The organism is Thioalkalivibrio sp. AKL9, assembly GCF_000377825.1.
Classification (GTDB): domain Bacteria; phylum Pseudomonadota; class Gammaproteobacteria; order Ectothiorhodospirales; family Ectothiorhodospiraceae; genus Thioalkalivibrio; species Thioalkalivibrio versutus.
In genome coordinates this window covers 93,785-113,217 of the sequence record NZ_KB905107.1, presented here as the reverse complement: position 1 = coordinate 113,217, position 19,433 = coordinate 93,785, and the positions used below count along the sequence as shown (strand labels likewise).

General features: G+C 66.1%; 15 protein-coding genes. 7 read left to right on the top strand and 8 right to left on the bottom strand.

Annotated elements, in window-relative coordinates; translation table 11 throughout:
• Positions 1–160: 160 nt before the first annotated feature.
• Genes D573_RS0106395 through D573_RS0106380 form a run of 4 tightly spaced genes read left to right on the top strand, consistent with a single transcriptional unit; the run spans position 161 to position 8,853 of the window.
• Positions 161–3,499 carry a PAS domain S-box protein gene (locus tag D573_RS0106395; protein ID WP_081618741.1) on the top strand — a complete coding sequence of 1,113 codons (3,339 nt, stop codon included), beginning with the start codon at positions 161–163 and terminating at the stop codon, positions 3,497–3,499.
• A 20-nt stretch (positions 3,500–3,519) separates the two neighbouring features.
• On the top strand, positions 3,520–6,729 hold the full coding sequence (locus tag D573_RS0106390; protein WP_018939181.1) for a PAS domain S-box protein: 3,210 nt from the start codon (positions 3,520–3,522) through the stop codon (positions 6,727–6,729).
• A 58-nt stretch (positions 6,730–6,787) separates the two neighbouring features.
• Entirely contained in the window at positions 6,788–7,171 is a 384-nt protein-coding gene (locus D573_RS0106385) for a response regulator (RefSeq protein ID WP_018650426.1), read from the top strand.
• The gene (locus D573_RS0106380) at positions 7,168–8,853 is read left to right on the top strand and encodes a diguanylate cyclase (RefSeq protein WP_018937982.1); all 1,686 of its coding nucleotides are present in this window, start codon (positions 7,168–7,170) and stop codon (positions 8,851–8,853) included. The genes D573_RS0106385 and D573_RS0106380 overlap by 4 nt, the downstream gene beginning before the upstream one ends.
• 37 nt (positions 8,854–8,890) lie before the next feature.
• On the opposite strand, the gene D573_RS0106375 is transcribed toward D573_RS0106380, so the two are convergent.
• Both D573_RS0106375 and D573_RS0106370 read right to left on the bottom strand, forming a co-directional pair.
• Positions 8,891–9,472: a BLUF domain-containing protein gene (locus D573_RS0106375; RefSeq protein WP_018937981.1), complete on the bottom strand. Its 582-nt coding sequence runs from the start codon at positions 9,470–9,472 to the stop codon at positions 8,891–8,893.
• Positions 9,473–9,524: 52 nt separating this feature from the next.
• Positions 9,525–10,376 (bottom strand): HDOD domain-containing protein, encoded by an 852-nt coding sequence (locus tag D573_RS0106370; protein ID WP_018937980.1) that lies wholly within the window; start codon positions 10,374–10,376, stop codon positions 9,525–9,527.
• Positions 10,377–10,507: 131 nt separating this feature from the next.
• On the opposite strand from D573_RS0106370, the gene D573_RS0106365 reads away from it, so the two are divergent.
• Entirely contained in the window at positions 10,508–11,104 is a 597-nt protein-coding gene (locus D573_RS0106365) for an RNA ligase partner protein (protein WP_018937979.1), read from the top strand.
• Between the two features lie 13 nt (positions 11,105–11,117).
• Here the strand turns inward: D573_RS0106365 and D573_RS0106360 are convergent, their stop codons facing one another.
• The 3 genes from D573_RS0106360 to D573_RS0106350 are packed head-to-tail and all read right to left on the bottom strand — an operon-like array spanning position 11,118 to position 15,298.
• Positions 11,118–12,221, bottom strand: coding sequence for an RNA ligase (locus D573_RS0106360; protein WP_018937978.1), 1,104 nt, complete (start codon positions 12,219–12,221; stop codon positions 11,118–11,120).
• Positions 12,218–13,888 carry a Na/Pi cotransporter family protein gene (locus tag D573_RS0106355; protein WP_018937977.1) on the bottom strand — a complete coding sequence of 557 codons (1,671 nt, stop codon included), beginning with the start codon at positions 13,886–13,888 and terminating at the stop codon, positions 12,218–12,220. Before D573_RS0106355 ends, D573_RS0106360 begins: the two co-directional genes overlap by 4 nt.
• A gap of 9 nt (positions 13,889–13,897) precedes the next feature.
• Positions 13,898–15,298: an MBL fold metallo-hydrolase RNA specificity domain-containing protein gene (locus D573_RS0106350; RefSeq protein WP_018937976.1), complete on the bottom strand. Its 1,401-nt coding sequence runs from the start codon at positions 15,296–15,298 to the stop codon at positions 13,898–13,900.
• A gap of 156 nt (positions 15,299–15,454) precedes the next feature.
• Between D573_RS0106350 and D573_RS0106345 the strand changes: the two genes are divergently transcribed.
• Both D573_RS0106345 and D573_RS0106340 read left to right on the top strand, forming a co-directional pair.
• Complete coding sequence (locus tag D573_RS0106345; protein ID WP_018176489.1) at positions 15,455–15,919, top strand: YbhB/YbcL family Raf kinase inhibitor-like protein; 465 nt, start codon at positions 15,455–15,457, stop codon at positions 15,917–15,919.
• Between the two features lie 34 nt (positions 15,920–15,953).
• On the top strand, positions 15,954–17,498 hold the full coding sequence (locus D573_RS0106340) for a BCCT family transporter (RefSeq protein ID WP_018937975.1): 1,545 nt from the start codon (positions 15,954–15,956) through the stop codon (positions 17,496–17,498).
• A gap of 3 nt (positions 17,499–17,501) precedes the next feature.
• On the opposite strand, the gene D573_RS0106335 is transcribed toward D573_RS0106340, so the two are convergent.
• Genes D573_RS0106335 through D573_RS0106325 form a run of 3 tightly spaced genes read right to left on the bottom strand, consistent with a single transcriptional unit; the run spans position 17,502 to position 19,356 of the window.
• A complete protein-coding gene (locus D573_RS0106335; protein WP_018937974.1) occupies positions 17,502–17,852 on the bottom strand; it encodes a hypothetical protein in 351 nt (116 codons plus the stop codon).
• 27 nt (positions 17,853–17,879) lie between these two features.
• Positions 17,880–18,209: a hypothetical protein gene (locus D573_RS0106330; RefSeq protein ID WP_018650411.1), complete on the bottom strand. Its 330-nt coding sequence runs from the start codon at positions 18,207–18,209 to the stop codon at positions 17,880–17,882.
• A gap of 28 nt (positions 18,210–18,237) precedes the next feature.
• A complete protein-coding gene (locus D573_RS0106325; protein ID WP_018937973.1) occupies positions 18,238–19,356 on the bottom strand; it encodes a transporter substrate-binding domain-containing protein in 1,119 nt (372 codons plus the stop codon).
• Positions 19,357–19,433 lie beyond the last annotated feature (77 nt).

The following is a 19,433-nucleotide window of genomic DNA, read 5'->3' as shown; positions in this document are numbered from 1 at the left end:
AGCGTTAGCGAGGCCGTGCCCACTCTCTCAGGGACCGCCCGGGTATCCGCGGCAGTATCGTCGCCGCTCTACCTGTAACCAAGGAGAACCTCGGGTGAAAACGCCTCCCTGTCCCGCCAATGAACCGGAACGGCTTCGCGCCCTGTGGGCAAGAGGGCTGCTGGATACCCCGGACGAGGAGCGGTTCGACCGACTGACCCGTCTGGCAAGGCGGATGTTTGGCGTGTCGGTCGCCCTGGTTTCGCTGGTGGACGAGGACCGGCAATGGTTCAAGTCACGGCAGGGGCTTGAAGCCCCGGAGACGGGGCGCGATATCTCCTTTTGCGGTCACGCGATCCTCGGCGATGACATTTTTGAGATCAGCGATGCGCGCGCGGATCCGCGATTTTCCGATAATCCCCTGGTAACGGATGAGCCGCATATCCGGTTTTATGCCGGTGCGCCGCTGGCCACGGCCGATGGATATCGTATTGGAACGCTTTGCCTGATTGACGGCCAACCGCGGCAGCTGAGCGACGACGAACGGCGAGCCCTGCGGGATCTGGCCGATGTCGCCGAAGCGGAGATCAACTCCAGTGAGCTGCAGTCGCTAAGCAGCGCCCTGAACGATATGCGGCGGCTCGGCGAGGTCATCACCCGCGCCCAGTCGGAGTTCATTCGCGATGCGGACCACGACCGGCGCCGTGCCTTCGACAAACTGCTCACGGATATCCTCGACCTGACCGACAGTGAATACGGGTTCATTGGCGAGGTGCTGAACACCCCGGAAGGGCTGCCCTACGTCAAGACCTACGCCATTACCGATATCGCCTGGAGCGCCGAGACCCGTGCCTTCTACGCGGCCAATGCGCCCCAGGGGATGGAGTTCCATAACCTGGAGACCCTGTTCGGCGCGGCCCTTACCAGCGGCGAGCCAGTGATCGCGAATGACCCTGTCCACGATCCGCGCAGCGGCGGCTTGCCCGAGGGCCACCCGGCGCTCAATGCCTTTCTCGGCATCCCGATCCAATATGGTGGCGAGTGGATCGCCATGCTGGGGATTGCCAACCGCCCGGGCGGCTACGACCAGAAGCTGGTGGATTTCCTGCAGCCGCTGCTGGTGACGCTGGGGCAGTTGACCGATGCGGCGCGCACCCAGCGCCGGTACCGCGCCGATCAGTCGGAGCTGGCGCGCCTGTCGCGCGTGGCGAGCGAGACCACCAACGGCGTGATCATTACCGATGCCGAGGGCCGGGTCGAGTGGATCAACGACGGCTTTACCCGGCTGAGCGGGTACACCCTGGACGAACTGCGCGGACGCAAACCCGGCAAGCTGCTGCAGGGCGAGGGGACGGATCCGCAGGCGGCGGCGAGGATCGGGGCGGCGGTGGCACGGGGCGAGCCGTTTCAGGTCGACATGCTGAACTACAGTCGGGACGGTCGGGCGTACTGGGTCCGCATCCAGGGCAATCCGCTGCGCGATGATCGTGGGGCATTGCAGGGTTTCATGGCCATCGAGTCCGACGTCACGCGTGAAAAGCAGGATGCCGAGCGCATCCGGGAAAGCGAGCAACAGTTTCGCTCGCTGGTCGACAACATTCCCGGCATCACCTATCGCTGCCTGCCAGACGAACACTGGACCATGGTCTACATGAGCGACCAGGTGGACCCGTTGTCGGGCTATCCCGCGAGCGAGTTCATCGATAACGCGGTGCGCAGCTACGCCAGCGTGATCCATCGCGAGGATGCGGCGGCCGCCGAGGAAGCAGTCGACCAGGCGCTGCGCGCCGGGACCGACTGGCTCGTCGAGTATCGCATCCGGCATCGCGATGGCGGCATCCGCTGGGCGCAGGAGCGGGGTTCGGCGGTTCGCGACGGGGATGGTCGGGTGAGCTACCTTGATGGTTTTATTCTGGATGTGACCCGGGACCGGGAGAACCGCGAACAGCGCCAACACCAGTTGGAGGCCTTTGCGGCACTCAACGAAATTGCGTCGATGACGTCGCTGGGGCTCAATGAACAGCTCGAACGGGCATTGCAGCTCGGGACTGACTTCCTGGGGCTGGAACTGGGCATCGTCAGCCGCATTCGCGGCGACGATTACGAGGTGCGCGCCTTTGTCGCACCATCCGCTTCGCTCCTGGAGCGTGGTCAGTGCTTTCCCCTGGGCCGCACTTACTGTGACCTGACCCTGGCGGCCGGCGACCTGGTGGCCATCGATCATATGGCAGCCTCCGAGAACCGTGGGCATCCGTGTTACGGGGCCTTCGGACTGGAGGCCTACATCGGCGTGATGCTGGAAGTGCAGGGCGAACGTTATGGCACCCTGAGTTTTTCCTCGGTGCAGCCGCGTCCGGTTCCGTTAGGCGAAGGCGAACGCATGTTCGTGCGGCTGCTCGCGCGCTGGATCGGTTCGGCCATCGAGCGCGATGAGGCCGCGCGAGCCGTGAAGCTCAGCGAGGCCCGTCTGCGCGGGCTGTTCGAGCTATCGCCGGTCGGCATTGCCCTGAACGATTATGAGACCGGGGCGTTTGTGGACCTCAACGAGGCCCTGTTGCGACCGACCGGTTATACCCGCGAGGAATTCACCGCCCTGAGCTACTGGGATGTCACCCCGAGGGACTATGAACCGGCGGAGCGGCAGCAACTGGAGAGCATGGAGGCGACCGGTCGTTACGGTCCGTTCGAAAAGGAATACATCCGCAAGGATGGCAGCCGCTATTCGGTGGTCCTCAACGGGATGGTGGTCCACGACAACACCGGGCGCAAACTGATCTGGTCGATCATCGAGGATATCTCGGAGCGCAAGCGCATCGAGCGCATGAAAAACGAGTTCATCTCCACGGTCAGCCATGAGTTGCGCACGCCGCTCACCTCGATCTCCGGTTCCCTGGGGCTGGTGGCCGGTGGCGCGACGGGGGCGTTGCCGGAGCGGATGCGGGAGATGCTGGAGATCGCCCACAAGAACAGCCAGCGCCTGGAGTTGCTGATCAACGATCTGCTGGACATGGAAAAGCTGGTGGCTGGCAAGATGCGCTTCGAGATGCGGGAACAGGCGCTACATCCGTTGCTGGAGCAGGGCGTGCGCGACAACCAGGGATATGCCGAGCGTTACCAGGTGCGCCTGGTGCTGGACGCGGAGGACGATGGGGCCCGGGTGGTGGTGGACGCCGACCGTCTGCAGCAGGTACTGGCCAATCTCCTCTCCAATGCGGCCAAGTTCTCGCCGGAGGGCAGCGAGGTGAGGCTGGCGGTGGAGCGGGACGGGGAGCGGGTGCGTGTCTCGGTGAGCGATCACGGCCCGGGGATTCCGGAGGCGTTCCGCGAACGCATCTTCCAGAAGTTTTCCCAGGCCGATGCCTCCGACAGCCGCCAGAAGGGCGGCAGTGGTCTGGGGCTCGCGATTACCCGGGAACTGGTGGAGCGCATGGACGGCGAGGTCGGGTTCGACTCCGTCCCTGACGAGGGGGCGACCTTCTGGTTCGAGCTGGGATGCCACCTTGATGAGGCCCGCGGATGAGGCCTTTGTGGTCAGAGCCGGTGGGCCGTGGGCTTGCGACGTTGGCGCTGGCCCTGCTGGCGGTGGCCGGCAATTACTTCCATCTGCCGCTGCTGTTCGGTCTGGACTTCATCTTCGGTTCGATCGCTGTGATGCTCGCGGTGCTGCTGCTGGGGACGCTGCCCGCGGTGATTGTCGCGATCGCCGGGGGGCTCTACACCCTTGTCCTGTGGGGCGTTCCGTATCCGATGGTGGTGTTTGTGATCGAGGCATTGGTGGTGGGCCTCGTTTACCGGCGCTGGCTGCACAATGTGGTTGTGGCGGACCTGCTGTACTGGCTGGTGATCGGCGTTCCACTGGTATTGCTGTCCTATCGCGGCCTGATCGGGATGGACTGGGAACCCACCACCATGATCGCCCTGAAGCAGGCGGTGAATGCGCTGTTCAACACACTGATCGCCAGCTTGCTGGTGATGCTGTGGCGGTTGTCGGGTCGCGGCGCGCAGGCCTCCCGGCTGGGCAGGCCGTCGCTCGCGAGTCTGTTGTTCCACGCGATGCTGCCGGTCACCCTGCTGGCGGGCCTGGTCCCTATCCTGCACGAGGGCTATCAGCAGCGCGACGGGCACGAGGCCTTCATGGTCGAGCGCCTGCAGGAACGCGCCGAGAATCTGTCCGAGCGGCTCGCAACCGATTACCGCGAGGGACGGGTCCGCTATGACTACCATCTGGGGCGGGTGCAGACGCGCGAGGACCTGGGGCTTGCGATTGTGTCCCCGGAAGGTCGGGTGCTGGCCAGTCGGGGCGACGTCCGCAGCGTGCTGGAGGCGTCGGACGGCCAGGTGGAGCCCCGGGATCGGGAGCTTTCGATCTGGTTGCCGGGCGGTTCGATGTCGGCCGTGGGTCGCTGGGGACAGGGTTCCTACTTCGTTGACGCGCCGGTGGGCCCAGTGCCGGATGTCGCGCAGGTGTATGCGGAGATGCCGGCGGCGCCGGTGGTCCGGGCGCTGGAGCAGCAGCGCGTCGAGCTGTTTGCTCTGCTGACGATAATCGTGGCCCTGGCCATCCTGTTCTCGGCCGCCTTGAGTTATGCCATCAGCCGTCCATTGCACAAGCTGGATGCGGTCAGTGCAGGACTGAGTTCGGACATTGCCGCGGGGCGTTCGCCGGTACTGCCGGAAAGTCGGATTCTCGAATACGACGGCCTGGCCGAAACCCTGCGGGAGATGTCGCGGCAGTTGGTGGCCAGTTTCCGCCAGCAGGCGCAGGCGCGAAGCGAACTCGAGTCCGAGGTGCAAGCGCGTACCGCACAGCTTGCGCAGACCGCCGATCAGTTGCAGGCGGTTCTGGCGGCCGCGTCGGAATTCGCCATTGTGGTGACCGACCGCGATGGTCTGATCACCCTGTTCAACCCGGGTGCAGAGAAGATGACGGGATATGCCGCCGACGACCTGGTCGGCAAGCAATCACCCGCCCTGTTCCATCTCTCCGAGGAGATTGCAACACGCTCGGCCGAACTGAGCGCCGCCTATGGACGGCCTGTCGAGGGCTTCCGGGCCTTTACCGAGGTAGCGGATCGCGACGGTGCGGAAACGAGGGAATGGACTTTTGTGTGCAAGGACGGTGTGCGCATCCCCGTCTCCCTGACGGTGACACCCAAGACCGACCAAAAGGGAAATATCACCGGCTACCTGGGTATCGCCGAGGATATCACCGAGCGCAAGGCCGCTGAACAAGCCCTGCGCGAGAGCGAACAGCGCTTCCGGGATACCGCCCAGCAGCTGACACTGGCTGCCGAGGCGGCACAACTGGGCGTATGGGATCTGGATCTGGCCAATGGTCGGCTTGACTGGGATGCAGGGATGTTCCGGATCTACGGTTTGGGAGAACAGGATTTCGGACATGCGGTGGAAGAATGGACCTGCAACCTGTTGCCGGAATCCCAGGAGCAGGCTACGGCGGACTTCGAGCATGGACTGGCCCACCCTGAAACCCCCTATGAGTCCGAATTCCGCATTCGTCGGGGTGATGGCGAGATCCGCCATATACGCGCCATAGCCCAGGCCATATCCGGCCCGGGAGGGCGCGCAGAACGGGTGATCGGCATCAATGAAGACATCACCGAGCGCAAGGCGGCCGAAACGGCGGTAGTGGAACACGCCCAGCACACACAGGCCATTCTCGACAACATGGTGGACGGCATCATCACCATTGATGTGCACGGGATCATGCAGTCATTCAACCCCGCCGCGAAGCGCATCTTCGGTTATGCGGCCGACGAAGTGCTGGGCCGCAACGTCCGCATGCTCATGCCCAGTCCTCACCGCGAGGCCCATGACAGTTACCTGCGCAACTACCAGAGAACCGGAGTGGCACGCATCATCGGCATTGGTCGCGAGGTGGAGGGCCAGCGCAAGGATGGCAGTCTGTTCCCCATGGAACTGGCGGTGTCGGAGATTACCCAGCATGGTCACCCCCTTTACGTGGGGCTGGTGCGCGACATCACCGAGCGCAAGCGGGTGGAACGCATGAAGAACGAATTTGTCTCCACCGTCAGCCACGAACTCCGGACGCCCCTCACGTCGATCTCGGGGGCCCTTGGCATGGTGGCCAGTGGGACCCTCGGCGAATTGCCGGGAAAGGCGGGGGAAATGGTTGCGATTGCCCAGCGCAACAGTGAGCGTCTGACGCTGTTGATCAACGATCTGCTGGATATGGAGAAGATCGCGGCGGGCAAGCTGCACTTCGAGATGCGGCCGCAACCGCTGAAGCCCCTGCTCGAGCAGGCACTGGAGAGCCATCAGAGCTATGGCGAGCAACACCGGGTGGAACTGGTGCTCGAAGCCGCCGCGCCCGGAATCGTGGTGCGGGCCGACGGCCGGCGCCTGATGCAGGTGATGGGCAATCTGCTGTCGAACGCCGTGAAGTTCTCGGTCCCCGGCGGCTCGGTTCGGGTCTCAGCGCAGGCCCTGTCCGCGCCGGACGCCTGCGTCCGGGTGAGCGTCGCGGATGATGGTCCAGGGGTTCCCGAAGACTTTCGCGAGCGCATCTTCGAGAAATTCGCACAGGCCGATGCCTCTGACACGCGGCAGAAGGGTGGCACGGGTCTGGGCCTGGCGATCACCCGGGAACTGGTGGAACATATGGGTGGGCGCATAGGGTTCGACTCGGTAGAAGGCGCGGGGGCCACCTTCTGGTTCGAATTGCCCCTTGCCCTGGACTCGGGGTCCTTTGCATTAACCGCAGGACGGTAGCTGCGCGCGGGCCGAGACGCGCACAGCACTGGAGCCATCCAACCCGAAGGAGCCGAACGTGGCCGAGCTGCAACGCATTCTCTATGTCGAAGACGAACCGGATATTCAGGCGGTCGCCGAACTGGCCCTGGAGACGGTCGGCGGCTTTACCGTCAAGATCTGCGCCTCGGGCGAGGAGGCGGTGCGCGATGCGGAGGCCTTCGCGCCCGACCTGATCCTGCTGGATGTGATGATGCCGGGTATGGACGGACCGTCGACCCTGGAGGCGCTGCGCGGGATTCCGGCGCTGGCCGAAGTGCCGGTGGCCTTCATGACGGCCAAGGTTCAGCCCTCCGAGATCGAGCACTACAAGTCGCTGGGGGCCCGTGACGTGATTGCCAAGCCTTTCGATCCCATGGCGCTCTCGGATCAGGTACGGCGTATCTGGCAGGGGGCCGCATGACGCCGACCGATGCCGAGCAGGCCCTGACCACACGGCTGGAAGAACTGCGATCCCGGTATCTGGAGCGGCTCCCGGACGAGTTCGCCGAATTGAGCGCGCTCCAGGGCAGACTGTCCGGACAGGAACAGGATCGCGACGTGCTCGATGAGCTGCAGCAGCGTCTGCACAAGCTGGCCGGATCCGGCGGCAGTTTTGGGTGCGCGTCGCTGGGTATCGCGGCGCGCTCTCTGGAGCAGCGGATCGGAGCCTGGCTGGAGGCGAAGGAGTTGTCGCTGGATGCGCCGGCGCGCCGGTCTCTGATGGACGAGATCGAGGCTCTCTCTCGTATTGTGCCCGAACGCCCGGAGCGCCCGGCTTTCCGGGTGGCTCCGGAAGCCCGGACAACCTCGGACAATACGCTCGAAGTCTGGTTGGTAGAGGACAACGCGGAGCTGTGCCGGCAACTGCAGCAACAGCTCGAGTCCTTCAACTACGAGGTTCGCGTGTTCCGGAGCATCGATGAGCTCAAGGGGGCGCTGGAATCCCGGCAGCCGGACTTGTTGCTCGTTGACGTAATGCTGGAACAGGGGCGCGAAAACGCGACCGAGCGACTGATGGACTCCCCGCAGGTCCAGGCGCTGGAGTGCCCGCTGATCTTCCTCTCCGCGAATGACGACTTCCCGTCGCGCGTGCGGGCGGTTCAATTGGGGGCGGAAGGCTATTTCCTGAAGCCGCTGGATGTGCCCCGCTTGGTGAACCGGATCACGCAGATCTTCGAGGAGCGCCGTGCACCGCCGCAGCGTGTGCTGATCGTGGACGACGATGCCGATCTTGCCGAGCACATGCGGCTGGTACTGACCGCGGCCGGGATGGAGGCCAGAGTACTGGCGTCGCCGAATGACGTCATGGACACGATCGCTACGTTCCGGCCGGAACTGGTCCTGATGGATCTGTACATGCCCGAATACGCGGGCACCGACCTGGCGGGGGTGATCCGCCAGCACGAGGCCTACACGCATCTGCCGATTGTCTATTTGTCCGCGGAAACCGATAGCGAGCGCCAGATCGACGCCATGGGTCGAGGTGCGGACGACTTTCTGACCAAGCCGATCTCCGACCTGCAACTGGTGGCGGCCGCGCGCTCGCGGATCGTGCGGGCCCGCCAGCTGGAGGACCGAATCAACAAGGACAGCCTGACCGGGTTGCTCAAGCACGCCAGTATCAAGGAGGCCGCCAACCGGGAGGCGCTGCGCGCCCGCCGGATCGGTCGGCCGGTCACGCTGGCGATGCTCGATATCGACCACTTCAAGGTGGTTAACGACACATACGGGCACGCCGTGGGGGACGTGGTGATCAGCTCGATCGCAACCTTGCTGCGTCAGCGCCTGCGTCAGTCCGATATCATCGGCCGCTACGGTGGGGAGGAGTTCGTCGCGGTGCTGCCGGAATGCGAAGCGGAACATGCCCAGCGCGTGCTGGAGGATATCCGCCGGAACTTTGCGTCACTGAATTTCGGCCGCAAGGGCGAGCGCTTCGGTTGCACCATCTCCATCGGCATGGTGTGTTCGGCCGACTACCCCGACCAGGCCGGCCCCGAACTGCTGGTCGCCGCCGACGAGGCGCTCTACAAGGCCAAGCGCGGTGGTCGCAATCAGGTCCAGCAGGCGTTCCCGGGGTCCGCACCCGACGTCACGGATTGTTGAAGGCGGCGGGCCGGGCTGCCGGTATGTCCCGAGGTCTCTACGACGTGACGAGCAGGTAGGTCGCGGCTCCGGTCACGCCGAGCACGATCGCCACCGTGACCAGGCCGACCCCGAGCAGGGCACGGCTTGCGCCAGGGGTGGCATCTCCCGGGTTGGAAGCGGTGGAGCTCGCAGCTACGCCGTGGGCGGTATCGCGGCCCTGGCGCAGCAGGTCCAGCATCGCGTCGATGCGGTCGTTGTCGAAGGCGAAGGGGTCGAACTGGCGCTGGCCGAAACGTTGCAGCAGCTGCCGGACGTCCACGGCCGCTGGAACGTATTTCATCGACCATTCCCCGAAGCCGGGGTCGTCCAGTGACTGTTCGCGCAGCACACGGACCTCCTCGTGGCGTTCGTCGCGGCGGATGCGGTCGAGGGTTTCCCGTACCGCATCCGGCTCGCCCTCCAGGCACTGGAAGAAGTGGCCATCCCCGTAATACAGCGCGCCGACGATGCCTTTGCGCGGGTTGTTCTGGCGCGACTGCATCAGGATGCGACCGACCTCGGGTTCGATGCCCTGATTGGACGTGTTTTCGCGAAACGTGGCGCGCGAGGCGTAGACGAGCTGGAGAATGGCGGGCATCGGGCGTCCTTCCTCGGGAGGTAAGGAGAAGACCGCCCTCACCGCGCGGGGTTCATTCAATCATCTGGTTGACGTGTTCCAGACCGATCGCGTCGTCTTCCCAGTTCAGGCGGGTGGTGCCGGGCTTGGCGGCCAGGCGGCGGATGGCCGCGACCGAACTGCGGTCGATATGGGCCAGTCGATGTCGGGTGGCGCTGTGGCTCTCGATGTTGGCGGCCTGCAGGATGTCGCTGTAGTTGACCGGTTCGCCTTCCTCGGGCTCGCGCTTGAGGTTCTCGTGGTCGGCCACCGCACGGATGATCTCCGGCTCGAAGTTCCAGTTCTTCAGCATGGCGCGGCCAATGGCCACGTGCGCGGCGTCGGCCGCGGCCTGCAGGGCGCGCGGGTCCTCGTAGATCTCCGGGGTCTTTTCCGCGCGGCGCAGGATCGGGATCATGCCGATGTCGTGGACGAGGCCGGCGAGCAGGGCGGTGTCGGGGTCCAGGTGCGGGTGGCGGCGGGCCAGCAGGTAGCTGATGATCGCCACCTCCAGGCTGTGGTTCCACAGCTCCTCCATACGCACGCGGATCATCTCGTTCCCGCTCTGGAAGACCTCCTTCATGGACAGCGCAATGATCGTCTGGCGGGCGCGTTCCATACCCAGGCGCGTGACCGCGGAGCGGATGGTCGCGCAACGGGTCAAACCACGGTAGGCCGGGCTGTTGGCATGGCGCACCAGGCGCGAGGCCAGGGCCGTGTCGCGCGAGATCAGGTTGACCAGATCCGCGATGGAGCTGGATTCGTCCTGGGTGATGAACAGGGCCTGCACCGAGACATCGGGCAGGGTCGGGATCTCGATCTGGTGACGTTCGAGATCCTCGCGCAGGCGTTCCAGAAACTTTTCGACTTCCGCTCGGGTGGCCAAGGGCAATCCATGTCCGGCTGGGAAATGACGCGCCGATTATGCCATACCGCGCCCTCGCGGACGGGGGATCCGCGCCGGTTGACGGGCCGCTGGCCCCTGCCGATGATGAAGGGAGCCGACAGGAGGTCGTGATGCGCCGATTCGTGCTGGATACCAGTGTCTTCACCAACCCGCATGTGGCCGGGCAGTTCGGCGAGGATGCCGAAGACATCCTGCGGACCTTCCTCACCCTGGCGCGCCATTGCCCCGCCGAGTTCTACATGCCGTTGTCGGTGTACGAGGAGTTTCGTGGCATGCGCGACCTCGAGGCCATGGCGGCCGATTTCGAGACCGTGGTCTGGGTGCGTTCGCCGCGGCGCTTCGCGCTGATGCTGCCGAGCGACATCCTCTACGAATTCATCGACGAGGTGCGTACGCGGATTGATCGCGGCCTGCGCATTGCCGAGGAGCATACCCGCCAGGCGGGGGCGGCCGAATCGCTCAAGCCGGAGCTGATCACCCAGCTGCGCGAGCGTTTCCGCGAGGCGATGCGCAAGGGGCTGGTGGATTCGCGCGAAGACGTCGATGCCGTGCTGCTGGCGATGGAGCTGGACGCCGAGCTGGCCAGTGCCGACGAGGGCATGCGCAAGCTGGGCAACCGTATGGGCATCAAGCTGGTCACCGCCGACTACCTGCGTCGGGTGATGGAGAACCTGGCCGAGTCCGGCGGCCACTCGCGCGAGCTCTGAGCGCTTCCCGGGTTCAGTCGTACTGCCGGTCACCGGCCAGGGCCGAGGCCAGGGTGCCGGTGATCCGGTCGAACAGGCGCTCGAACTCCAGCAGCCAGTAGCCGTTCGCCTCCTGGCGCGGCGTGTCCGGCAGGAAGCGCACATGGCGCCCGCCGGTGGCCTGCATGTGATCGATGAAGCGCTGGGCCCCGGCACGCTCGCGGAACCGACAGCGGTAGGTGTGGCCGACGCGTCCCTCGCGGCGGCTCTTGTCCACCGCGGACGCGAGCCCGGACAGCAGGGCCGCGCCCAACTCTCGTTCCACGGCGACGCGATCCTTGGGCGGATGTTCGGCGAGGAAGATGGCCAGGCGGGTCAGACGGTTGGTGAAGTACTCCGGCGGCAGGTCCAGTAGCTGCTCGGAACACACGCGGATGTCGTTGATGCAGGAACCCCCGGCCACGTACTTGGCGCGGTGCTCGCCATCCGCGGTCTTCAGTACCAGGCCCTCGGCACCCTCGGCATCCAGCTGCCGGATCAGGCGGCCCAGGGCCTCGGTGTCTGCGGGGGTGAACCGCCCGTGCAGCGGGGCCGGTGGCAGGTCATGCCGCTCCATCAGTGCAAACTTTTCGTCCTGCGGCACAAAGCCCGGCTGGCCGAGCCGCATCAGGTCGAACACGAACAAGCCGACGTCGTCCGCAACACGCGGGGTGGAGCCCTCCAGATAGGGCGTGTCCGGTCCGGCGATCTCGGCACACAGCACCAGATCGCGTTCCGCCTCGAACACCGCGAGGTCCACGAAATCCGGCGCCCGGTCGGTACTGAATGCACAGACAAACCCGCCCCGGCTGAAGGTGACGACCCGGTCTTCCCAGCGCAGGATGCGCACGTTGAAGCCGTCGATCTTCTCCTCCGCCCAGAACGGCTGATCGAACTGGCGCGGCAGCCCGGCCTCCAGCGACTGGATGCGCCCGATGGCCGGGTAGCCGGGGACCACCGAGCCATCCGGAAGCACCACGGAACCGCGCGGGTAGTGATTCACCGGCTCCAGCAGCCGGGCGTATTCCAGCCCGTCGAACGTCAGGGCCTCGGCCCGGTGGTTCGCGATGGCGTCCTGCAGGGTTTCGCCGTCGATCATGCGTTCTCCGGTTCCAGCGTCTTGCGCAGCCCCTGGATCTGGTCCTCCAGGGCCTCGGTGTGGCGGCGGGCCTTGTCGGCCTGGGTGACCAGGCGTCGCGCCATACTGATGATGCGGAGTTGGCGTTCCATCTCGGTCATGCTCAGCGAGCCGAAGGTGCCTTCGCGCAGCAGGGCTGCCTTCAGTTCCGCATAGGCCGTCTCCACCGTGCTTACGGCCTCGGTGGCCGCCAGGTCTCTGCCGTTCTCGCTTTCCAGGTTGGCGAGATCCAGGGCGCGGATCGCTTGCTCCTGCCAGGCGCGGCGCTGTTCGCTGACGATCGGGCGTTCCTCGCCGGTCGAGTGGCGGCGAAGCTCGGCGATCTGGTCGGCCAGCACCGCAGTCTCGCGATGATAGCGGGCGATACGTACCGCCTCGGCGATGCCGTGCCCGACCGCCTCGGGCATCGGGTGGTTGGCCGTGCGGGCGGCGAAATCGCTGATGGCAGTGGTCAGCTGTTCCACGGCGGCGCGCCGTGCGTCCAGGGTGCCCGCGGCCGGCGGGTCCGGGCGTAGGGCCTCGCGCGCCATGGAGTGGCTGATGTCGGCCAGGCGCTCGGTTTCCTGTAACAACGACTGCAGCGCCAGATCGGGGACGCCCCCGCTGTGCTTGTCGAGAAAGCGCGGCTGGGCGATGTCTTCCTCCCGGGTGCGGAAGCGCGTCTGTAGAAAGCGGATCATCGGTGGGGCGACCGGGATCATCAGCGCCACGCCCAGCAGGTTAAAGGCGGTGTGGAACAGGGCCAGCAGTACCGCGGGGGCGGGGGCCTCGCCGGTGCTGCCCCAGATCCAGGCGATCGCGGCCAGGAACCACGGCAGGATCAGCAGCGCGACAATCGCGGTCAGGCCGTTGAAGATCACGTGCGCGGCGGCCACGCGTTTGGCGTTCGGGGTGGCACCGATGACGACCAGCAGGGCCTTGACCGTGGTGCCGAGGTTGGCGCCGATCACTGCGGCGGCCGCGGCCTCCAGCGGTACCGCGCCGCTCATCGCGGCGGTCAGGGCCATCGCCATCGATGCCGACGAGCTCTGCATCAGCACGGTCAGCAGCGCACCGATGCCGACCATGATCAGGAGCCCGACAAAGCCCGGTCGCGCCAGGGCGCCGAGGTCGAAGGTCGCGCTCAGGCCCTCGAAGGCCTCGCGCAGCACGTCGATCCCGAAGAACAGCAGGCCGAAACCGGCCAGGGCCAGACCCAGGTAGCGCGGGCGTGCGGCCTTCATGAACAGGTAGAGCAGGGCGCCGATGCCGATGGCCGGCAGGGCGAAGGCCTCGATCCGGATATTGAAGCCAATCAGGGCGACCAGCCAGCCGGTCATGGTGGTGCCGACGTTGGAGCCGAAGATCACCCAGACCGACTGGCCGAGGGTCAAAAGCCCCGCGTTGGCGAAGCCGATGGTGGCGACGGTGACCGCGCTGGAGGACTGGACCAGCGCGGTCACGCCCATGCCGGAGGCGAGCGCGCGCGGGCGAGTCCGCGTCCAGACGCCAAGAATATGCTGCAGGGCCTTGCCGCCGGCGGTCTTCAGGCCGTCGGTCAGCAGCGTCATGCCGAGCAGGAACAGCCCGAGACCGCCGAGGAAGCCGGCGATCAGGGCGTAGGTGCTGACGGCTTCGGCCTCCGGCATGCGAGCGGATTACAGCGTGATGGTCTCGCCAAAGGCCGGCACATGGGCCTCGGCGCCCAGCTCGTCGCGCAGGCCGGCGGCCAGCGCCTCGCGTGCCTCCGGCTCACCGTGAACCAGGTGGAACACCGGCTGATCGCGAAAGCCACGTGCCCAGTCCAGTAGCTGAGTGCGCCCGGCATGGGCGGAGAAGCCGCCCAGAGTGTGGACCTTCGCGTTGACCGCGACCTCGTCGCCCAGCAGCTTGACCCGCTCGGCGCCATCGACCAGCCGCCGTCCCAGCGTCCCCGAGGCCTGGAAGCCGACGATGACCAGGTGCGCATCGCGCCGCCACAGGTTGTACTTCATGTGGTGGCGGATGCGCCCGCCGTTGCACATGCCGGCCCCGGCGATGATGATCGCGCCGCCAGTGATGCGGTTGATCGCCATGGATTCCTCGACCGTGCGACAGACCTGCAGCCCGGGCAGGTAGCCACCCGGGTCGCCGTTCGCGGCCTTGTGCAGGCGCTCCATATCCTCGCTCTTCAGCGACTTGTGCAGCCGCGCGTAGAGTTCGGTCACCTTGATCGCCATCGGGCTGTCGAGGAATACCTTCTGCTGCGGCAGACGCCCGGCGTGGTGCAGCATGCCCAGGTGGTAGAGGATCTCCTGGGTGCGCCCGACCGCGAAGGCCGGGATCATCACGTTGCCACCGCTGGCGTCGGCCTGCTCGAGAATCTGCGCGAATTCCTCGATGGTCTCGTCCATCGGCCGGTGATCGCGATCGCCGTAGGTGCTTTCCAGCAGCACGTGATCTGCGTGTTCCATCCGCGCGGGTTCGTGCATCAGCACGGCGTCGGGGTTGCCGAGGTCGCCGGAGAAGACCAGGTGCCGGTCGCGCCCGCCGGACGGCACGATCAGGTCGACGATCGCGGAGCCGAGGATGTGCCCGGCATCCCGGAAGGTCAGCCGGATGTCGCCGGCAATGGTTTGCGTGTCACCGTAGGGCACGGCCTTGCAGAGTCCCAGAGTGGTCGCGACGTCGTCGATGTCGTAGACCGGCTCGACCAGGGGCTTGTCCGCGCGCCGGCGCCACTTGTTCTCCCACTCGATGTCCTTGCTCATCACGAAGGCGGCGTCCTCGAGCATGATCTCGAGCAGCTCCTCGGTCCCCGGTGTGCAGTAGATCGGGCCGCGGTAGCCGTCGCGAACCAGCTTGGGCAGGAGCCCCGAGTGATCCAGGTGGCCGTGGGACAGGACGACGGCGTCGAGTTGCCCGGCGAGTTCCGCGAGCGATTCGCGGTTGGCCTCGTCGGCGTCATTGCCGCCCTGATGCAGGCCGCATTCCAGCAGGATGCGGGCGTCGTCGGTCTCGAGGAGATAGCGCGATCCGGTGACCTCGCCGGTCGCGCCCTTGAATGTGAGCTGTGCCATGTCTCGAAGTGTACGCACGGAGCGGGCTCTGTGTGCAACCGTGCGGGGGTGGTTCGTTGACCGGGATCAATTCCGGTTGCGATCCGGTCTCGCGGCGGTTGACCCGCTGGCGGCGGCGGGGGAGGCTGAGGATCTGTGGATACAGGAGACGAGGGGATGCGGCTGATCAGTCCTGCCTTCCGTGACGGCGAAGTGATGCCGATCGAGGTGTCGGCCCGCGATGCCAACGAGCTGCCACCACTGGAGATTCATGAGGTTCCGGATGGCGCACAGAGCCTCGCGCTGATCCTTGAGGACCTGGATTCGCCGCTGGGCGAGGTGACGCACTGGCTGGTCTGGAACCTGCCGCCAGACACGCATCGGGTGGACTCGCTGCATCTGCCGAGTCAGGGGCGCGTGGGCCTGGATGCCTTCGGCAAGGCCGGGTATCTGGGCCCGATCCCGCCGGAGGGCTGCCACCACTATCGTTTCCGCCTGCTCGCCCTGGATGAGGCGCTGGATCTGGCGCCGGGTGCGACGCGCACGCAGTTCGACGTCGCGGCCGAGGGGCATGTGCTGGCCAAGGCCGATCTGACCGGCGGGCTTTGTGCGGGCACCCCGGACTCCGACGCGTCGAACTGATGCCCATCCCCGGACTGAAGCCAGGCCGTTCATCATGAGCCAGTATCGCCCGGAAGCCTTTTTCTCCACGGTCAATCCCACCGTGTTTACCGCCTCCGCGATCATGGTGGTGGTGTTTGTTGCCTTCGGGGTGGCCTTGCCGTCCACCGCCAGCATGGTGTTCGACGGCATCCACGGATTCATTACCGAATACCTCGGCTGGGGCTACCTGCTGGTGGTCACGTTCTTCCTCGGGTTCCTGGTCTGGCTGGGGTTCAGCCGCTACGGCGCGATCCGGCTGGGGCAGCCGGACGACCGGCCGGAATTCGGGTTTGCCGCCTGGTTCGCGATGCTGTTCTCGGCCGGCATGGGAATTGGCCTCGTGTTCTGGAGCGTGGCCGAGCCGGTCCTGCACTATCAAAACCCGCCGATCGGTGATGGCGAGACCGCTGAGGCCGCGCGCCAGGCGATGGTCTACACCTTCTTCCACTGGGGGCTGCATGCCTGGGCGGTGTACGTGGTACTGGGGCTGTCGGTGGCGTACTTCAGCTTTCGCCACCGCCTGCCGCTGACCATCCGCTCGATCTTCTACCCGCTACTGGGGGACCGCATCTACGGCCCGATCGGGCACGTGATCGACATCCTCGCGGTGTTCGGCACACTGTTCGGGCTGGCCACCTCGCTGGGTTTCGGGGCGATGCAGCTCAACACCGGGCTCAACGTGCTCGTCGACATGCCGGTCTCGCACTGGTACCAGGTCGGCATCATCACCGCGATCACGGCGGTGGCCGTGCTGTCGGTGCTCTCCGGACTGGATCGCGGGCTCAAGTGGGTCAGTGTGTTCAACCTGGTGCTGGCGATCAGCTTCATGCTGTTCGTGCTGTTCGCCGGCCCGACGCTGTTCATCCTGCGCTTCCTGCTCGACTCCACCGGCGGCTACTTCCAGCAGCTGATCGAGCTGAGCCTGCATACCGACGCGATCGGCGGCTCCGAGTGGCAGAAGGACTGGACCATGTTCTACTGGGCCTGGTGGATCGCCTGGTCGCCGTTCGTGGGCATCTTTATCGCGCGCATCTCGCGCGGGCGTACCATCCGCGAGTTCATCGTCGGCGTGCTCGCGCTGCCCACACTGTTCGTGTTCGCCTGGATGGCGATCTTCGGCGGCACCGCGCTGCACATGGAGCTATTCGACGAGGGCGCGGGCATCGCCGCTGCGGTCGCCGAGGACACCACCGTGGCCCTCTACGCGACCCTGGCCCAGCTGCCGTGGACGACCTTCGCCTCCGGGATCGCCACGCTGCTGATCGCGACCTACTTCATCACCTCCTCGGCTTCGGGCACCTACGTGGTGGATGCGCTGATCTCGCGCGGGTCGAAGCACTCGCCGAAGCGCCAGCGCGTGATCTGGGGCATCACCGAGGGGGCGGTGGCCGCCACGCTGCTGATCGTCGGCGGCGAACGCGCGCTGGACAGCCTGCAGACCGGCTCGCTGACCGCCGGGCTGCCGGTCGCGATCATCCTGGTCTTCTGCTGCTTCAGCCTGATGCGCGCCCTGCGCCGCGAATACCGCGTCGAGGGCGTGGAGCCGCCCTGGCGCTGAAGGCTACGCGTGGCCGTCCGGGAGCGTGCGCAGCAGGTGTTCGATCTGCTCCGGCTTGATCCCGGCGATGTCCTTGATGGGCAGAGTGACGGCAAAGCCGTTGCCCAACTGGCTCAAGTCCAGTTCCGTGTCCAGCTGCTCCAGCATGCGTCGGGCCAGTCCGGCCTCCAGGACCATCAGTAACACCTTGCGGCCGGACGAGTCTTTCAGGTCCATCACCGGGTTGCGCCGCAGCTGGGCGATGCCCTGACCGTCCAGCAGGGTCAGTCCGGCGGCTCCGACACGCTGAACAATCTCGATGGCGCGATCGGCCTGACTGCGAGGGACTACGGCGACGAGCAGAACGAATTGCATGGCGAAGTCTCCGGCGTTCGGAACGTGTCAGGGCGTATGCGTCAGGTGGCCGACGAATTCCATGCCCTGCAGCGCGGCGGTATCCAGGGTAAAGGCAAGTCCGTTGTAGGGCTGAAACAAGTCCATCTCCAGGTTCAGACGGCGGGCGATGCGTTCGGCCTGCTCGGTCTCCAGTTGCCATACACAGACCGATTCGTTGCCCTGGTAGGTCACACCGAGGAAGGTCATGTGCTCGGGGAAGCCGAGGCCCGAGCCGTGCAACACCGTGCCGTCCGCGCCGCCTTCTTCGTTGGCGATGGCCAGGGCCTGTTCTTCGCGGTCCTGGTCGATGATGGCCACCAGAAAGGTCTCCGCCATGAGGCGTCTCTCCCTGCTGCGGTTCGCGTCAATTACCGAGGTAGCGGCGCAGCACCCGCTGCCACTCGTCGGATTCCAGAATCTCGAGGATAGCCACGTTCATCGGGGCGCGCAGCGGCGAGCCCTGGGGCAGGGCCAGGGCATAGTCCTGGCGCAGGAACTCGACGGGTAGCACCTCCAGTTGACCGGCGAAGTGTTCGCGCACCTGGTAACGAAGCAGCGGGGCGTCATAGACCATCGCGTCGGCGTGCCCGTTGGCGACCGCGTCGAGGGCGGACCTCAGGTCCGCGTGGTCGCGGTAGGCGAAGCCCTGGTCGTCCAGCCAGGCGGCGGCACTGGAGCCGCCGATGGTGGCGATGCGCTGGCCCTCCAGGTCGGAGACATTCTGGATGCCGGTATCCAGTGAGCTGACGGTCAAGGTGGTGGCGATTGCGGCGGTGAAGGTGGACACCAGGATCAGGGCGGCGAACATCCAGACCAGCGCGATCGCGCGGCCGGGCAGGGTGCGCGGGGCCTTGTCGCCGTAGCCGACCGTGGTCATGGTGACGGCGGCCCACCAGAAGGCCGAGCCCAGCCCCTGTGCGGAGCTGCCGCCGAACTCGTCGGCGTTGCGGTGACGCTCGAACAGCCACAGCAGTGCGCCGACCAGCAGGAGCAGGCCGGCGAGCGCCAGTATGATCATCAGGAATGGCACCGAGATGAATGCCCGCAGGGCGCCGGCGACCGGGTTGCCCTGCTGGGGCACGGCAATGGACAGCCCGGTGCTGTAGTACGGATGGGTGAAGTCGACGCGCTCGGCGCGCTCGGCGGTCGCGGTGAGGGCCGCGACCGAGACATCGATGCGGTCGTCCCCCAGGCCTGTGATCAATTCCTCGAGGCTGACCTCCCGGTACCCGTAGTCCAGTTCCAGGCGTTCCGCTACCCGTTCCCAAAGCTCGATCGCGATGCCGGTCGGGGCCGCGTCACCCGCCTCCGGGGCGATCACGAACGGCGACACAAAGCGGGTGCCCACGCGCAGGCTGGAATCGAGGTCGGCGGCGCTGGCCCCCGTCTCCTGGGCCTGGGCGGCGGGGATCGCCAGCAAGGCGGCGAGCAACCAAAGGGACGTGGCGAGCAGTGCGGAGGGCGCGATCAGGGAGCGGGGCATGCGAGCTTCCGGTGGGGGCTTGGTCGTACCATAACCGGTACGCTGTCACCGTGGCAGTCCGCGTTGCCGCGTCAGGA